This is a genomic window from Halocella sp. SP3-1 (assembly GCF_003953885.1).
GTDB classification, from domain to species: Bacteria; Bacillota; Halanaerobiia; order Halanaerobiales; family DTU029; genus Iocasia; species Iocasia fonsfrigidae.
The window spans coordinates 3133158-3151191 of sequence record NZ_CP032760.1; the positions used below are offsets into that span (position 1 = coordinate 3133158).

An 18034-nucleotide genomic window follows, 5' to 3' on the forward strand; every position below is an offset into this window, starting at 1 on the left:
AACTGTAACACCACAGGCACTCCGTATTTAAACAAACCATACTAGAACAGTTTAAGGTTGCACCTTAACTTCGTTCAGGGATATATAATCCCCCTATTTATATTTTTTCGAACACACACTTAAAGAATAATAAATTAATTTGTAATTGTCAATTAATAAGCAGTAAAACTCCCTTGTATCATTGTTATTTATCTTCAGATAATGTAAATTAACCTCGATTTTTAACTATTCAGCGGAAATTTATTATTTTATTTAAAAGTTGTTTTATAATAATCATATGTTAACAATAAATTTATAACTTCCATAAGTAGTTAACAAAATATTTTCAAGGAGGATAAATAACTATGGTATCTTTTATCACAGCATTACTGGTCTTAATTCTTGGTTACTGGATTTATGGTAAGGTGGTCGAAAGGGTTTTTGGGGCTGACGCAAATCACAAAACCCCAGCATATCTCAAAGAAGACGCAGTAGATTATGTCCCATTAAACTGGCCTAGGGTTTTTTTGATTCAATTGCTAAACATTGCCGGCCTTGGTCCTATTTTTGGGGCAATTGCTGGAGCATTATTTGGTCCAGCAGCATTTCTATGGATAGTATTGGGGTCTATCTTTGCCGGAGGTGTTCATGATTATCTATCAGGGATGTTATCTGTACGTAATGGGGGAGCCAGCATCTCAGAGATAGTAGGTGAATACTTAGGAGAAGGTGCCCGTAAATTCATGAGAGTCTTTTCCATTATCTTACTGGTTTTAGTTGGAACAGTTTTCATGACTGGTCCAGCTGGATTACTGGCTAATATGACGGGTTTCCACCTTAATTTCTGGTTGGCCATTATAATTGCCTATTACTTCCTGGCAACTGTTTTACCAGTAGATAAGATAATTGCCAAATTTTATCCTGTTTTAGGTGGTTCTTTATTGATTATGGCAGTTGGTATTGGTGGAGGATTAATTATCGGCGGCTACAATATCCCTGAAATCACTTTAAGCAACCTTCATCCCCAGGGATTGCCTTTCTGGCCTTTATTATTTGTAACCATAGCCTGTGGAGCTATTAGTGGTTTTCATGCTACCCAATCACCTTTAATGGCTAGATGCTTACAAAATGAAAAACACGGTAGAAAAACCTTCTATGGTGCCATGATTGCCGAAGGTGTAATCGCCCTGATCTGGGCAGCAGCAGCTATGACATTATTTGGTGGTACTGAAGGCCTGGCAACTGCCATGGCCAATAATGGTGGAGCAGCCGGAATCGTAAAACTGGTCAGTGATAATATGTTAGGAGTCTTTGGCGGTATATTAGCTATGTTAGGTGTTATAGCCCTACCTGTAAGTTCTGGTGATACTGCTTTTCGTAGCGCACGCCTGATCCTAGCGGATATCTTTAAGCTAGAACAGACCAATAAGGCCAATAGATTCAAATTGGCTATACCAATGTTTATTATTGGAATCATTCTATCCCAGATGGATTTCAGCATAATCTGGCGTTATTTTGCCTGGTCTAACCAAACACTGGCCATGATAGCCCTCTGGGCAGGAGCAGCCTATTTAAAATTAAACAAGAGATTTCACTGGATAGCCAGTATACCTGCTACCTTTATGACCGCTGTTTCTATCTCCTATATTATAATTGCCCCTGAAGGGCTTGGTATCCAGGGCCCAATATCATCTATCATTGGTATTCTAGCAGCCCTGACTGCTCTAGTAACTTTCCTTATTAAAGGGGGAGAAAAAGTTCAGATTGATAATAAGGCGGCTTAAAGAGCAATGCTTAAAACTTAATATAAAAATTGCAAAAGGGATAAAAAATTTATCCCTTTTGCAATGATATATTGAAAGTATGATTTATATTAATTAAATATCCTAGTCACAGATGACTATCATATCAGGCTGCTCAATATTTTTATCTTCTTCATACCCTTTAAATGTTTATGCCTGAATATAAATAAAAAGCCAGTATCTAATTAAATTAATTCTAAAAAGTCCCTTCAACATTTAGAACCTTATTTTCGCTTGTTTTTTTATTAAAGGTTGAGTTAGCAATTTTTTTCTGTAATTTTTCATAAAAGAGGTCTTCATCTATGGGCAGGTCTACCCAATCATCAGTCCAGGAGGATAAAAGCATTGCATTTGACAGCATTAAACCATTAATTCCCTCTTCACCAGGGGCTATTAATCTACTACCATTTAAAATAGCATCAATCCAGTTATTTAGAATTCCAACATGTTCTGGGTTATCCCCATCTACCGATACTTCACATTCCCAACATTCCGGCTGTCCAAAACCTCCCTGATATTCTTTATTAAACTGTCGTTCCGGAATTCGTAACCTCCTGAAAGTAAGTCCATCCCCTTCAACAATAATTTTTCCTCTGTCACCTGCAATTTCAAAACGATTTGTTTCTGGAGAGATACCAGTAGATGTGACAAAAACACCAGTAGCACCATTTTCATATTCCACATAAGCAGTTACATCATCTTCTACTTCAATATCATGATATTTACCAAAATGTGAAAAGGCACGTACCCTTACAGGCATACCACAGGTCCACTGCCAGATATCAAGCTGGTGTGGATCCTGGTTTAATAAAACACCACCACCTTCCCCTTTCCAGGTAGCCCTCCAGCCCCCATGATCATAATAACTTTGTGGACGGTACCAATCAATTACCCAGTTAGTTCTCTTGATTTCACCAAGTTCTCCTGCATCCAGTAAATCCTTTAATTTCCGGTAGACAGGCCTAGTCCTTTGGTTATACATAATAGAGAATACTTTATCAGCTTTAGCCGCTACTTCATTCATTTTACGAACTGCCTTAGTATAAACACCTGCCGGTTTTTCAATCATTACATGTAAACCATGTCCAAAACCCTCAATCGCCAGTGCTGGATGATGATAATGAGGGGTGGCAATAATAACCCCCTCTATATCAGCATCTCTATAAAAATCATCTGTATTATTAAAAAGTTCTACTTCATTACCCAACTCTTCCCGGGCCCAATCAAGTCTGGTCTGATCAAGGTCACATACTGCTGTAAGCAGGGCATTTTTCACCTTCCCTTTAATTATATTAACTGCATGACTGCTGCCCATGTTACCAAGACTAATAATTCCAATTTTAACCTTATTCATTGTTTAAGCTCCTCCTTAATTTCCGTCTGTATCTCATCAATAAGTTCCATAAAACGTTTTCCATATTCTACATAGGTATTATATTTAGCATCTTCTTCACTAATATCATTATTTTCATGATAAACCATACCCATATGTGGTTCTATAGAAAAACCACCATCATAACCATTTTTCAGTAGGTCCTTAACTATCCTTTTTACTTCTCCATCTCCCTCTCCTGGAAAAGTATATTCCATCTCCGGAAAGATACCATCAGTATCTTTCAGAAAGTGGCCATCTTTAATGTGAACATATTTAATATGGTCTTTTAATTGTTGATAGGCCTCCCAGGAAGTCTGTTTTTTATATGGAGGTTTACCTATTCTATTATCAGCCATTAAGGGATTACCAGTATCAAAAACAATCTTAAAATATGGAGAGTCCACTCTATCAAGTAATTTATTCATGTGCTCATAAGACTGGGAAAAATAGTTCATACAATTTTCATGAACATATATAATTCCGTTTTCTTCACACATTTTAACTAAAATCTTCAACCTATCAATTATCTTATCTTCTAAATCAGGATTTACCGGTGGTAGGTCTTTAGGAATACCAAAACTCATACCCCTGATCATCCTGGTGCCTAACTTCTTCATTCTGGGAATTGCCCTTGCTAACTCTGTAATACTAGTTTTAAATGACTGCTCATCTCTAGGGTCTTTACCCCAATTAGCTACAGTACTGCCAAAACAATTTACTTTAATACCATTTTCCTGAAGTTTTTGATAGACCTCTGCAAACTCTTCATCAGAAATATCAGTAATATTACAACTATCAATATTCCTTGCTTCGATATTTTTCCATTCCAATTCTTTTGTCGCCTCTATTTGCCTACTAATCGAAACAGCAGCTTCATCTGCAAAACCTGAATAATACATTTTAATCCCCCTTATTTAATGTTTTTAAAATCTAATAATTGTTAGTTCATAATACAATTATAAAACATTTTTTCGGTAAAAACAAAACCCTTGTTGTTACAGGGGAAACATAATTTTTAGAATAAATCTTAATTGTAACAGGTAAAATAAGCAAAGTAAATCTAATTTCCACAAGAAGGTGTTCATTATATGAAATATTATCAAGAGAAAATTGAAGAGATTTTTTCCAGATTAAATACCGCTATAGAAGGTCTTTCTAGTAAAGAAGCTGAGAAAAGATTAACAAAATATGGAGAAAACAAGCTATCAGTTAAAAAAGAACGTAGTAAATTACTCCTTTTCTTTTCACAATTTAAAGATATATTAACAATTATGTTATTAGTAGCCTCTGCTCTATCTATATTTATCGGTAGTTACCGTGATGCTGGCATTATGGTTACCATAGTAATAATTAATGTCATAGTTGGTTTTGTTCAGGAAAATAAAGCTGAAGCAATCATGTCTTCTCTCAATAAACTGGTTCAATCACCTGCTAAAGTCTATAGGGATAACAATATTCAAAAACTTAAGCAAGAAAAAATAGTACCAGGTGATATCGTGGTTCTGGAAGAAGGGGATAAAGTTCCAGCAGACCTAAGAATTATTGAGGGTTTTAATCTCAGGATTAATGAAGTATCATTAACTGGTGAATCTCTACCCCAGGAAAAACATAGTAACTGTCTTAAGGAAGAGAGTTCTCTAGGTGACCAGGCTAATATGGCTTTTCTGGGGACTAATGTAGCATCTGGTACAGCTAAAGGAGTAGTAGTTAGAACTGGTATGGAGACAGAGATGGGAAAAATAGCCTCCTTAACACAAAAAGAAGATAAATCACAGACCCCCCTACAAAAAGAACTGGGGGTTGTAGCCAGTAGACTGGCTATTTTTGCAATAATAATTGGTTTTATCTTATTTGGAATAAGTCTATACCGGGGATTGGGCCTATATTTTGCCCTGCTCTACGGACTAGGGATTACAGTTGCCATCGTTCCTCAGGCCCTACCTATGCAAATTACAGTAGCCCTTTCCCAGGGAGTAGACCGTCTGGCCCAGAGGAATGCTGTCGTAAAAAAACTCTCCTCTGCTGAAACCCTCGGCTCAACAAATGTCATTGCTACTGATAAAACTGGTACCCTTACTAAAAACGAGATGACTGTTAAAAATGTCTGGTTTAACGGTAGAGAGTATGAAATTACTGGACTGGGGTACCAACCTGAGGGGGATATCCTTGACCAAAATGGCAAACCACTGGATAAAAAAGAAATTGAAAAACTCTCCTGTTTATTTGAGGCTGCAACAATGGCCTCTAATGCAGAAATTCACCCACCAGATGAAAACCATGCTAACTGGTATCCAATAGGTGATCCTACTGAAGCTGCTTTAATAACACTTTCAACTAAACTGGGTGTACGTTCACCTAATGAAGATGAAGAAAACCCGGAAATACATGAATTCAGTTTTGATTCCAAGCGTAAAAGAATGAGTTCAATCAGGGAAATTGAGGATAAAAACATCTTAACCATGAAAGGTGCTATTAATAGCATCCTCACAATTACAAGACATATCTATCGTGATGGTAAAAAAGTAACCATTACTGAAAAAGATAAAAAAGAGCTAAATAAATTAAATGAAAAATACTCAAAAAATGCCATGCGTGTTCTTGCTATTGCCTACCGTAGACTGGAAGCAAATGAAAAAGACTATGTGATGGAGGAAATCGAAAGGGATGTTGTCTTCCTCGGACTGGTCGCCATGATTGACCCGCCTAAGGAAGGGGTAAAAGAAGCAATTGCTGATGCCCATACTGCCCAGATAGATACCTATATCATGACCGGAGACCATGCTATCACCGCTAAAGCCATTGGGGAAGAAATAAATTTAGGTACAGGAAAGGATATACCTGTTTTCACCAGTAAAGAATTAAGCGACATTTCAGATGACAAATTAAAAAAACTAATGCAGAAACATAAATCTTTAATTTTTTCCCGAGTATCACCTGAAGACAAACTACGTATTGTCAAAAACCTGAAAGAACAAGATAAGATTGTGGCTGTTACCGGGGATGGGGTTAATGATGCCCCGGCACTGAAAAGTGCCCATATCGGTGTTGCCATGGGGCAAATGGGTACCGATGTCTCCAAAGAAGCAGCAGAACTTGTACTACTCGATGACAGTTACCCCACACTGGTACAGGCCATTAAAGAAGGAAGAACCATCTATAATAATCTAAAAAAAACAGTGCTGGCTTCCCTGACAACCAATGGTGCTGAACTGGCTATTGTTCTTTTTGGGTTAATTGCTTCTACCCTACTGGACTGGCCGATACCTATCCTCGCCATTCAGATCCTCTCTATTGACTTATTAGCAGAAATCCTACCGTTAACTGCCCTAACCTTTGACCCTGCTTCCAGAGACTTGATGATTAGAGCTCCCCGGGATAAAGATGAACATATGCTTAATAACAGTACTGTTCTTGAAGTAGGCTTTTTAGGCCTCCTTATGGGACTACTGGCTTTTATAAACTACTACATCTTTGCTAGTGGAAGAGTAAATTTTACAGCTGAACACCCTTTATACCCAAGGGCCACAACGATAACATATTTAACCATTGTTATCTGCCAATTTATCAATATTATGTCCAGACGGTATAAATTTAGCTCAATATTCAGTAGTAATTTCTTTAGTAATCGGAAAATGATTTACTCTTTAATTATCTCTATCGCACTGGTTCTGCTAGTTATCTATACACCGATAAATTCCTATCTTGAATTTACTCCCCCTTTAACAACAGACTGGCTGCTAATTTTCACTGCAGGGGCTATTTATTTACTAAGTTTCGAAGTAATAAAATGGTTTAAGAGGAAAAACAAATTATAAAAGGACCTTATCTTTTTTAATAAGATCCTTTTTCATGGAAGTATTTATATATAAATAAATATATTAAAAATTAACACCAGATAATAATATTATATTAGCATATGGTGTTGTTTCTCCACTTCTAACTACAGCCTTAGCCTCTTTAGTTATTTCTTTGAAGTCCTGGTGGCTAATATACTCAATTTTAATGTTACTATCCAGCAGAGATAGTATCTCTTCCTCCAGATGAGGGCTTTTTTCCTTAATCTCCTGAGCCAGGACTATCTTTTCAACAACTAGTTCTTCTAAAACACTCTTTAGAACAGTTATAAAACGGGGGATCCCTCGTTTTAAAGCCAGGTCAATTCGCTTAGTAGTTTCAGGAATAGGAAGACCTGCATCAGCAATAACTATCTTATCAGTATGACCCATCTGCGCCAGCACATATGAAAGTTCATCATTTAAAATTCCTCTTTTTTTCATTTTAATGACCTCTTTCCACTTTTAATTATCCCCTTTATGATTATAAACATCCCATCCCAGGTAATTATTAAAAGCCTCTTCCAGTATATCAGCCACAGAAGAGAGATTAATTGCTACATGGTGTTCAAAACCATTTGAACAAATATAATTCATCAACTTCTGTAAACCGGCAACCCTGGCAACCCCCCAGGAGCCAAATGTATCTAATGACTTTTCTGTTATCTCACCTTCAGCAAGATAAACCTGTATCTTACCAGTAGTATCATCAGTACTAACCCTGGCAAAGCTAATCTCATCAGCTTTAATCCTACCCTCAATAGCACCATAGGTATTTTCCTGTCCCAGTGTTGAACCAAGTATTTCAGGGTAATTTACTTTAGGACACTCATTACCTGAACAAGAGTAAATATCCCTGGCAAAATTACCACAATGGAAGATCACTGCTTTATCAGGGTCATTCTGATAATTATTATTCCAGTCTACAATACCACTGGGTAGTTTTGAAGCAGCCTGGAGGGCATACATACTCAAAGCTCCCATAACATCACTTTCACAAGCAGATGGCACCCCTTCATTAGATAAGATGCTCATCACTGTACAGGGGTTGATACCCAACGCTCCCTGAAGGGAATCCCAGCATTGAAAAGCCACTGCATCTATTTCATTATCAACAACCCAATCCCGGTAGACCAGCAGTAATTTAGCCATTTTCACCAGAGAATCCCCAGGAACACTATCAGTATTCATATATGACTCTATTTCCTTTAGTCCCTCTTTAACCTTCTGGTCACTGTCTTCCAGAAATTGAAGTTTATTCATTAAATCAAGTAATCCAATAGGTTCAACAGATATTCCATTATGCTGTAGTATTTTTTCACTAAAACGTACGGTATTAAAATCAGCCGGTCTAGCCCCAATTAGACCTATTCTGGCTCCTTTAATCTTATCAAAGACATTACATACCCCAATAAATTTGTTCAGGTCATCCTGGAACTGCTCCATATCAGGGTTAATGGTATGTGAACTGGTCAGGGTATAATTAATACCATACTGCCTTAAATTATTACAGACCGATATCTTACCACAAAAACTATCTCTACGGTGGATATAATCCAGTTTTTCAATATCATCAGAAAAGGCATGAACCAGTACTGGTACGTCCAGGCCGCTCATTTTAATAGTTTCTACAATACTTTTTTCATCGCCAAAATTAGGCAGGGTAACTATAATCCCTTTAATTTCATCACTATGTTTTCTCAATAAAGCAGCGCATTTCCGGGCATCATCCCTATTCTGGACACTACCGTAAACACCCTCATCTTCATCAAGGACGATAGGGTTAATACCGTTTTCTTCTAAAACAGGCATTAATCTTTTCCGGCCTTCCTTACATAACTCATCAGCAAAAAAATCCCGGTTGCCAATTATCACACCTAAAGTAATCTTATCCATAGATAACTCCTCCATCTTTAATCTTTAGTTTTAAATTCATATATTCTTTAAAATTCTTTTATTTGCCATTAACCTGCATAGCTGCCTTCTTTTCCATCCTATTTTGTAATTGATCAACTATAACAGCTGTTACGATTACTACCCCTTTAATAACCATCTGCCAGAATTCAGAAACACCCATCATTACTAATCCATCACTTAAAATACCTATTACAAAAGCACCAACTATGGTACCACCAATCTTACCAATACCACCACTAAGGGATGTACCACCCAGTACTGTAGCTGCTATTGCACTCATCTCCCAGGTCTCTCCTGTAGCAGGGTGAGAAGCAACTAATTCTGAAGCAACTATTAAACCAACAATAGCACACATTAAACCAGAAAACATATAGACAAACATCTTTGTTTTTTTGACCTTAATTCCAGAAATTTTGGCTGCCTTTTCATTACCACCTATAGCATAGATATGCCAGCCAAGTGGTGTCTTTTTAGAGATATAGACTGCAATCAGTGCTACAACAAACAATATCCAGATTTGATTTGGTATACCCAGTATTCTCCCAGAACCCAGTACTGGAAAACCTGTATTACCTAGTTCAGCTTTACCTATCAAATTGGAGAAGGTTCCACCACCTGACCTGAGCATAGCAAAGCCCCTGGCAATATAAAGAGTACCCAGTGTTGCTATAAAAGGAGGTACATTAAAACGGCTAATTAAAAAACCATTAAAGGCACCTACTAAAACACCCAGAACCAGTGTAATCAAGGCAATTATAAATACATTAAAATAAATAGCTACACCAAACATCGATAAGACCAGTCCCTGATTTATTAAACCACCGGCAATCATGGCTGAAAGTCCAACAATTGAACCTACTGATAAATCAATCCCACCACTGATAATTACAAAGGTCATCCCAATAGCTAATAATGCATACTGGGCCACATGTTTTGTCATAATAAATACATTAGTTACTGAAAAAAAGTTAGGAACAAAAATACTAAAAAAGATAATCAATAGTATTAAAGCAATAAATGTTCTCATCTTCATAAGAAGCATTCCTAGAGTCATATCGCCAAATAACCCTTTTTTATTGTCAAGTAAAGATATGTTCATAGTTATATACTCCCTCTTTAATTATTTTTCTACAGAATGTCCAACAGATGATGCCCTGACAAGTTTTTCCTCTGTCATCTCAGCCCTGGTAAATTCACCTGTTATTTTACCTTTAGACATAACAAGCACCCTATCAGATACGGCCATAATCTGTTTTAGCTCTGAAGCAACAAATATTATCCCTAATCCCTGTGAGGCCAGTTCATCCATTATCCTAAAAACATCTTCCTTGGCCCCAACATCTATTCCCCGGGTAGGTTCATCTAACAGCAAAACCTCTGGTTCTGTCAAAATACCCTTACCTATAACTACTTTCTGCTGATTACCACCACTCAACGAATCAACAGTTAAATCCATGTCTGCAACTTTAATAGCTAAATCTTCAATCATTCTATTGACACCGTTATTAACTTCATTATCCACCAGATGGAAGCCCCTACAAAATTTTGCTAAACTGGATAAAGTAGTATTCTTTTTAACAGATAATACTGGGACCAATCCCTCAGTCTGTCTGTTTTCAGGAATATGTGCTAATCCATGTTTGATCTGGCCGCTTATCGAGCTGATTTTACACTTTTCTCCCTTTAAATAAATACTATTATCTATCTCAGTGTGAAACCCCATTAAGGTCTCCAATAGTTCTGTCCTCCCAGCCCCGAGCAGGCCGTAAACACCCAGTATTTCTCCTTTATGTAGAGAAAATGAAATATGGTCTACCAGATAACCACCTGCCGGATTAGGTAGAGTTACCGATTCAGCCCTTAATACCTCTTGATCACTTACCTTATGTTTCATATCGATATCCAGGATCTCGCGACCTAACATTTTATTAACAATCCAGCTAATATCAATCTCACTTACTTTTTTCTCATCTATTTTTAGACCATCCCGCAGTACTGTTATATAATCAGCAATATTTATTATCTCCTCTAATCTATGTGAGATATATACTATTGAGATCCCTTCTTTTTTAAGGTCATTAATTATCTCAAACAATATCTCAACCTCTGATGAACTTAATGAAGATGTAGGTTCATCCATTATTAAGACATGTAGGTTATCCTGTAATAAACTCTTGGCTATCTCCACAATCTGCTGTTGACCTGCCCTGAGGTTACCAACCTTTGTCTGAGGATCAATATCCTGTTTCAATCTATTCAGAACAGCCCTGGTCTCTTGGTAATGCTTTTTCTGATCAAGCATAAGACCGTGCTTAACACTCTCTCTGGTCATAAAGAGATTTTGGGCAACAGTTAAGTCTTCAAACAGATTTAATTCCTGATGGATAATACCTATTCCCTTTTGCTGAGCGTCACGGGTGCTAAAAAAAGTTGTTTCTTCTCCATTCAGGTAGATACAACCCTCATTAGGTCTTGTTACACCAGCAATTATCTTCATTAAGGTAGATTTACCAGCACCATTTTCACCAACCAGGGCATTGACTTTACCCCGATATATATTAAAATCAACATCATTTAAAGCAATTGTACCAGGATAAATTTTTTTTATCCCCCTGGTACTTAGACAAATTTCACTGCTGTAATCCCCTTGTTCCTTTAATTTTTGGTTCATTATTTTCTTCCTCCTATTACTTCTATTTTCACAGGGGTCAGAACAATTTCAGAAGATTGGACAACAAAAATACCTTGAAAATCTATTACACTACCCTCTAATTCCTCAAAATTAATATTCTGCAGAAATTCCTTATTAATCTTATTATTTATTTCTGTAGAAAATTTGGCATATTCTATCTGATTACCAAAATTATTAAATGAAATATAGTTAAGTGAATCTCTGATCGAGCTACCTCGAATAACTGGTCCTATCTGTATCTTCAAATCCTTTTTCCCATCATATGGTTCTATATCAACATCTATTGTTCCATTTCGTGATTCAGTATTAACAGATAAAATTTTACCCTTACCTTTAACAATGAATTTCCACGGTTTCCCAGCAGCTTCTTTAATACCATATTTCTCACCAGCTGCATCAAGGTTCTTATCTATTTCTTTTATAACTAAGTTAACATCAATAGCTTCTTTATTTATATAAGAAATTATTTTATCATTCCAGATAGAATCAACATAGCTTTCCAGTCCTCTTTCCTCACCATCTATAGTCACTATTATTTCGTTTTCAGAAGAACTATCTTTGTTTAGTTCAACTACTGTCCATAAACGGCACGAACTTAGAACCATCATAGAACAAGCTAACAAAAGAATAAGTAAAATAAGCTTTGAAAAATCATTTTTAAGTTTCATTATTATTCACCTACATTATTAGAGTCTGTTTAGAATCTGTTCGAAAAGTATCAGTATATACCGCCGGGGATTATTTATACCTTTCAACACACATTATTAGTAATATAATTCATTAAATTAAAAATCTTTTTACTACAGGGATGATTAAATCATCCCTGTAGTTTAAACACTTAGCTGTTATTTTAATTTAAAGTCCTTTAGTCTATGGGCATTCTCTTCAGTTATTAAAGTACAATCAAGTAGTTGTTTTTCCTGAACACCAGTAGAACCAGTTCTAAGGTATCTGTCTGCCTGTTCTACTGCTAATTGGGCCCCTAAATAACAGGGCTGTAGTGCTGTTGCCTTGATATTACCATTCATAATTGATTCTGCAACATCATTACTGCCATCAAAACCAACAACAATTACATCACCCATACCAGCAGCCTTCAAAGCAGCCATGGCACCCATGGCCATAGTGTCATTACCACAAATTACACCCTTAATATCATTATTAGCCTGAATAATAGATTCCATTTTAGTAAAGGCCTCAGTCTGACTCCAGTTGGCACTCTGCTGGGCAATCATTTTCATATCTGGATACTGATCTATTTCTTCATGGAAACCCTGTGAACGTACCTGGGCATTTGTATCAGATGATTTACCAAGTAATTCAACATAGTTTCCTTTTTCACCCATGAGTTCTACAAATTTTTGGCCTACCAGTTTAGCCCCCTGATAGTTATTCGAAACTATCTGAGAAACAGCCACACCACTGGCATTGATTTCCCGGTCAATGAGGAAGGTTGGAATACCTGCATCCTTGGCTTTCTGAACCGGAGCAATAGTAGCCTCTGCACCTGCATTATCACAGATAATAGCTGCAGCACCCCTGGCTATTGCTGTGTCAAATAATTCATTCTGTTTACTTACTGAATCATCATGAACCAGACTCAATGTTTCATAACCTAATTCCTTAGCTTTCTCCTCTGCAGCAACTGCCTCAGTCTTAAAGAATGGATTATCATGTGATGGTGTAATAATCACAATCAGCCCTTTATCTTCTGCCTGAACAACACCTATTAATAAACTAAGCATCAAGAGACCAACACATAATAATACAATGCTTTTTCTCATTATTTTTCCCCCTATTTTTTAATAATTACTCCATATACTTAACGACTTTTTATGCCCCCCTTCCCAGTAATTATTTAATGGAGTGTGAATATAATAAATTTTTAAATAAAGCAAATTTTAAATTAATTATAAAAATTTATTTATTTAAGGTTCTCTTAACAGCAGTCTGCCAGCCATGATAATATTTGCTGCGCAAAGTTTTATCCATTTTCGCTTGATAAGTCTTGGAATTATTATTTAGGTTTTTAATGTCATCAATTGATTTCCAGATACCAATACTCAAGCCAGAAATATACGCAGCCCCAAGGGCTGACAATTCTGCAATCTCTGAGACTGCTACTTCTTTATTTAGCAATCCTGCCTGAAATTCCATTAAAAATTGATTGCTGGTAGCACCACCATCTGCCCTTAAAACCCTTAGAGAAACCCCTGATTCCTCAAGCATCAGATTAATTGCATCTGTAATTTGATAGGCAATAGATTCTACCGCAGCCCTGATAATATGCCTCCTATCAGTCTTTTTGGTCATACCTATAATTGCAGCTCTGGCCGTCATATCCCAGTAAGGAACACCCATGCCAGAAAAAGCAGGTACTAAATAAACACCCTCATTATCCGCTATTTCCCTAATCAGGGGTTCAACCTCCTGGAAATCTTGGAAAAGACCTAGATTATCCTTTACCCATTTTAAGGTATCACCTGAACTACGTATAATACCTTCAAAGGCATAATCAACCCTCCCATTCAAACCCCAGGCAATTGAGGTGACAAGCTTTTCTTTAAAGACAGGTTTTTTACCAATGTTTAACAAAACAGATGTGCCGGTTCCATAGGTCGCCTTGGCCATACCCGGTTGAAAACATTTTTGTCCAAAAAGCGCCCCCTGTGAATCCCCAATCACCCCTACTATAGGTATTTCCCCGGGAAGTAAATTGTTTAAATTGGTATAGGCAAAGACCTCATCAGGTGGTTTTACATCAGGAAGAATATCCTTATTCAATCCAAAGATATCTAATAGTTCTTCATCCCAGGATAGTTCTTTAATATTAAATAATAGTGTCCTACTTGCATTAGTATAATCTGTTAGATGTACAGAACCACTGGTAAAATTCCAGATTAACCATGAATCTATAGTCCCCATTAATAAGTTATTATCCTCCATTTTTTCCCTGGCCACATTAACATTATCTAATATCCATTTAATCTTTGTTGCCGAAAAATAGGGGTTAAGTAATAAACCCGTCTTCTCTTTTATCTTCTTATTAATAAGCGGACTAGCCAGTTTATCACAGGCCTCTGCAGTCCTATTACACTGCCACACAATAGCATTATATACTGGTTCACCAGTATTCTTGTCCCAGGCCATTATTGTTTCCCGCTGGTTAGTTATGGCCAGAGACTCTATCTGATTTAAGTCAATATTACTTTCACTTAAGACATTTTCTATCAAAAAAATTATATTATTATAAATTTCCCTGGGGTCATGTTCTACCCATCCAGGTTGTGGATAATACTGTTGATGCGGCTTAGATTTCTTTATTACAATATCCCCGCTTTCATCAATCAGAAGCACCTTAGAACCTGATGTACTCTGATCAAGGGTTAAGATATATTTACTCACATTATCACCTACTATTACTTAATAGTTTTTTAGCCTCTTCTACTATAGAAGGAGTAGATAAACCATAATACTCATAGACTTCCTCTGGTTTACCAGCAATAGCTGGTTCATCTGGAATACCAATTATCTTCATCGATACAGGAATGTTTTGTGCTAAAACCTCTGCCACAGCAGAACCCAAGCCACCATATATACTATGTTCTTCCAGGGTAATAATATGACCAGTCTCTGCAGCTGACTTAATAACTATTTCATCATCAAGCGGTTTTAAGGTATGCATATTTATTACCCGACAGCTGATACCCAATTTACTCAATTCCTTTGCACTATCCAGGGCAGTTCTAACCATCCTGCCACAGGCAATGATACTAAGATCAGAGCCATCTCTCATTACAACACCCTTAGCAATTTCAAAATCGACTTCACCCTGATATACCTCAGTAACCGGATTGCGTCCTACCCTTATATAGACAGGGTCTTCATTATTGACCAGAACCTCAATCATCTTCTTACTTTCATATCTATCAGCAGGCATAATGACCTTTAGATTAGGAATAGCCCTCATTACTGCTATATCCTGAACAGCATGATGTGACATACCTAAAGGGCCATAGCTTAAGCCACCACTAATCCCTATAACCTTGACATTAGTCTTTGAATAAGCCACATCTACTTTAATCTGTTCAATACTCCTCATGGATAAAAAAGCAGCATATGATGCAATATAGGGTTTTTTACCGGAAACAGCCAAACCAGCTGCTATGCCTACCAGATTTTGTTCAGCTATCCCTACCTCTATCAACTGCTCAGGAAGCTCATCAGCAAATTTTGTCATTGAAGCCGAACCCCTGGAATCACTTGTTAAGACAACAATATCTCTGTCTATTTTAGCTAAATCAATTAATGTATCACAAATTGCTGCTTTATTTGCTAGTTCAGCCATCAATTTCAACCCCTATAAGTGGACTTAATTCCTCTACAGCCTGATTTAATTCAGATGCTGAAGGTACACGGTGGTGCCAGCCAGCCTTATTTTCAATAAAGGATACACCTTTACCTTTGATTGTATTGGCCAATATCATAGTTGGTTTGCCTTCCTCTACCGGTGTTGATGAAAGGCACTTTTTAAGCTCTCCATAATTATGACCATCTATTTCCAAAACCTGCCAGCCGAAATTCCTCCATTTTCCTACTAACGGCTCAATACCCATAACCTCTTCTGTAGCTCCTGTAATCTGCAGTCTGTTCCTGTCAATAATTCCAATAAGATTATCAAGACCAAAATGGGCCCCTGCCATGGCTGCTTCCCACACTGAACCCTCTGCCTGTTCACCATCACCCATCAAAACAAAAACCCTGTAGTCCTTATTATCCATTTTAGCTGCTTTAGCCATTCCAACTGCTATTGACAATCCATGACCCAGTGCACCGGTATTCATCTCAATACCTGCTACCTTATTATTGGGATGACCTATTAACCTGGTCTGATACTGACAGAAGGTATTAAGTTCCTCCTTATCGATAAAACCCATATCTGCCAGGATACAATAATATGATTCAACTGCATGACCTTTACTTAAGATAAATCTATCCCGTTCTTCCCAGTCAGGTTCATCAACTCTCAACTGCATAACATCATAATATAAGGTAGTTAAAATATCAGTGTCAGATAAAGAAGACCCGGTATGACCCATTTTTGCCTTAAAAATCATTTTAAGAAGATTCAATCTTATCTCAGCTGCTTTCCCTGCTAAAAATTGAACATCAGCCAATTTTATCCCCCTTAGTTAATAATTGCTATTACCTTTTTAGTACACTCTCCCTTGCAATTAATTCAGTATTTATTTCTATCTTTTGGTTCTGCAGGTCATTATTATTAATCTTCTCTATTAGTCTTTTAACAACTAAACCCCCATAGTATTGCTTAGGTACCCGTACAGTCGTCATTTTTGGGGTGCTAATCTCACAATAAGGCATATCATCAAACCCTATAATTGAAACCTCTTCAGGTATCTTAATCCCCTTTTCCTGTAAAGCCTTCATCGCCCCAAAGGCAATAATATCATTATCTGCAAAAAAAGCAGTTGGCAAGGCTGGGTTGTGTTTTAAAAATTCACTCATATCACGATATGAGCCCTCCAGTGTAGGTTCAAGGTTAAATTGATATTTTTCATTTATTTCTATACCATGTTCCTGTAAAGTACTTCTAAAACCCTGTTTTCTATAGTAAAAGTTATTAATATAGACTGAACTATGTAAATAACCAATTCTGGAATGACCATGCTGAATTAAATAATTAGTCGCCTTAAAAGCAGCCTCAAAATTATTTATCAAGACAAAATCAAAATCCTCATGTTTAAAATAACTATCCAGTAAAACAAGTGGTTTATTCAAAACCTTAAATTGCTCTAAATCCTCTTTAATCATTTCAGTAGCCAGTATTAAATAACCTGATGACTCATCATTCTTTATATCCTGAATAATACTACCAAAGTCATCTAAACCCTCTGTAAGATGTGTAACCATCATTTCATAATCCTCTACCCGACATTCCTTTTGAATACCTTCAATTAAATTAGCAAAGAAAGGGGTGTCAGAATAAACATAACCATGTTTTTTGTACAGAATAATCCTGACCGCCTTTTTCTCACCATTACTGCCGTTATTTGAATTTGCTTTTTTATAGCCCATATCACTGGCAATTCTTAAAATTTCTTCTTTAGTCTGTTCACTTACCCCTTTTTTATCATTTAAGGCATTTGAAACAGTCGCTTTTGATACACCAGCTGTAGCAGCAATATCATCAAGGTTTACTTTTTTAATCGTATTTTTTTCCATGACTAATAACCTTCTTAAATTAAGTTTTTATAAATTTTATTTAATTCTTAATTAAATTATAACTAAACAAAACTAAATTGTCAAGTAAACTTTTATAAATAATTTAGTAATTTCAATTAATATTTATCAAAATTTAGTTGATAAAGTGCTATTATAAACAAATATTTGGATTTAAATATTTATTTATAAAAAA

Annotated in this window: 14 protein-coding genes; 2 read left to right on the forward strand and 12 right to left on the reverse strand. The window is 36.5% G+C overall.

Features of this window, described 5'->3' with window-relative positions:
* Window positions 1-344: 344 nt before the first annotated feature.
* Window positions 345-1763 carry a carbon starvation CstA family protein gene (locus D7D81_RS15070; RefSeq protein WP_125990874.1) on the forward strand — a complete coding sequence of 473 codons (1419 nt, stop codon included), beginning with the start codon at window positions 345-347 and terminating at the stop codon, window positions 1761-1763.
* A gap of 214 nt (window positions 1764-1977) precedes the next feature.
* Here D7D81_RS15070 and D7D81_RS15075 read toward each other — a convergent pair whose 3' ends face one another.
* Entirely contained in the window at window positions 1978-3135 is a 1158-nt protein-coding gene (locus D7D81_RS15075) for a Gfo/Idh/MocA family protein (protein ID WP_125990875.1), read from the reverse strand.
* Window positions 3132-4055, reverse strand: a complete 924-nt coding sequence (locus D7D81_RS15080) for a sugar phosphate isomerase/epimerase family protein (RefSeq protein WP_125990876.1) — start codon at window positions 4053-4055, stop codon at window positions 3132-3134. The genes D7D81_RS15075 and D7D81_RS15080 overlap by 4 nt, the downstream gene beginning before the upstream one ends.
* A 189-nt stretch (window positions 4056-4244) precedes the next feature.
* Here D7D81_RS15080 and D7D81_RS15085 point away from each other — a divergent pair, with 189 nt between their 5' ends.
* Window positions 4245-6971 (forward strand): cation-translocating P-type ATPase, encoded by a 2727-nt coding sequence (locus tag D7D81_RS15085; protein WP_125990877.1) that lies wholly within the window; start codon window positions 4245-4247, stop codon window positions 6969-6971.
* A gap of 63 nt (window positions 6972-7034) precedes the next feature.
* Here D7D81_RS15085 and rbsD read toward each other — a convergent pair whose 3' ends face one another.
* From rbsD to D7D81_RS15135, 10 genes are all read right to left on the reverse strand, one after another.
* Window positions 7035-7433, reverse strand: coding sequence for a D-ribose pyranase (gene rbsD, locus D7D81_RS15090; protein ID WP_125990878.1), 399 nt, complete (start codon window positions 7431-7433; stop codon window positions 7035-7037).
* 21 nt (window positions 7434-7454) lie between these two features.
* Window positions 7455-8885 carry an L-fucose/L-arabinose isomerase family protein gene (locus D7D81_RS15095; protein WP_125990879.1) on the reverse strand — a complete coding sequence of 477 codons (1431 nt, stop codon included), beginning with the start codon at window positions 8883-8885 and terminating at the stop codon, window positions 7455-7457.
* 58 nt (window positions 8886-8943) lie between these two features.
* The gene (locus tag D7D81_RS15100; protein WP_125990880.1) at window positions 8944-10005 is read right to left on the reverse strand and encodes an ABC transporter permease; all 1062 of its coding nucleotides are present in this window, start codon (window positions 10003-10005) and stop codon (window positions 8944-8946) included.
* A gap of 21 nt (window positions 10006-10026) precedes the next feature.
* Window positions 10027-11577 (reverse strand): sugar ABC transporter ATP-binding protein, encoded by a 1551-nt coding sequence (locus tag D7D81_RS15105; protein WP_125990881.1) that lies wholly within the window; start codon window positions 11575-11577, stop codon window positions 10027-10029.
* Window positions 11577-12266, reverse strand: a complete 690-nt coding sequence (locus D7D81_RS15110; protein ID WP_125990882.1) for a DUF2291 family protein — start codon at window positions 12264-12266, stop codon at window positions 11577-11579. The genes D7D81_RS15105 and D7D81_RS15110 overlap by 1 nt, the downstream gene beginning before the upstream one ends.
* Before the next feature lie 177 nt (window positions 12267-12443).
* Window positions 12444-13343 (reverse strand): D-ribose ABC transporter substrate-binding protein, encoded by a 900-nt coding sequence (locus tag D7D81_RS15115; RefSeq protein WP_353622131.1) that lies wholly within the window; start codon window positions 13341-13343, stop codon window positions 12444-12446.
* A 175-nt stretch (window positions 13344-13518) separates the two neighbouring features.
* Window positions 13519-15003 (reverse strand): glycerol kinase GlpK, encoded by a 1485-nt coding sequence (gene glpK, locus D7D81_RS15120; RefSeq protein ID WP_125990884.1) that lies wholly within the window; start codon window positions 15001-15003, stop codon window positions 13519-13521.
* Between the two features lie 4 nt (window positions 15004-15007).
* Entirely contained in the window at window positions 15008-15946 is a 939-nt protein-coding gene (locus tag D7D81_RS15125) for a transketolase family protein (protein ID WP_125990885.1), read from the reverse strand.
* Window positions 15939-16715 (reverse strand): transketolase, encoded by a 777-nt coding sequence (locus D7D81_RS15130; protein ID WP_205739459.1) that lies wholly within the window; start codon window positions 16713-16715, stop codon window positions 15939-15941. The genes D7D81_RS15125 and D7D81_RS15130 overlap by 8 nt, the downstream gene beginning before the upstream one ends.
* A gap of 88 nt (window positions 16716-16803) precedes the next feature.
* Window positions 16804-17841 (reverse strand): LacI family DNA-binding transcriptional regulator, encoded by a 1038-nt coding sequence (locus D7D81_RS15135; RefSeq protein WP_125990887.1) that lies wholly within the window; start codon window positions 17839-17841, stop codon window positions 16804-16806.
* Window positions 17842-18034: the final 193 nt, after the last annotated feature.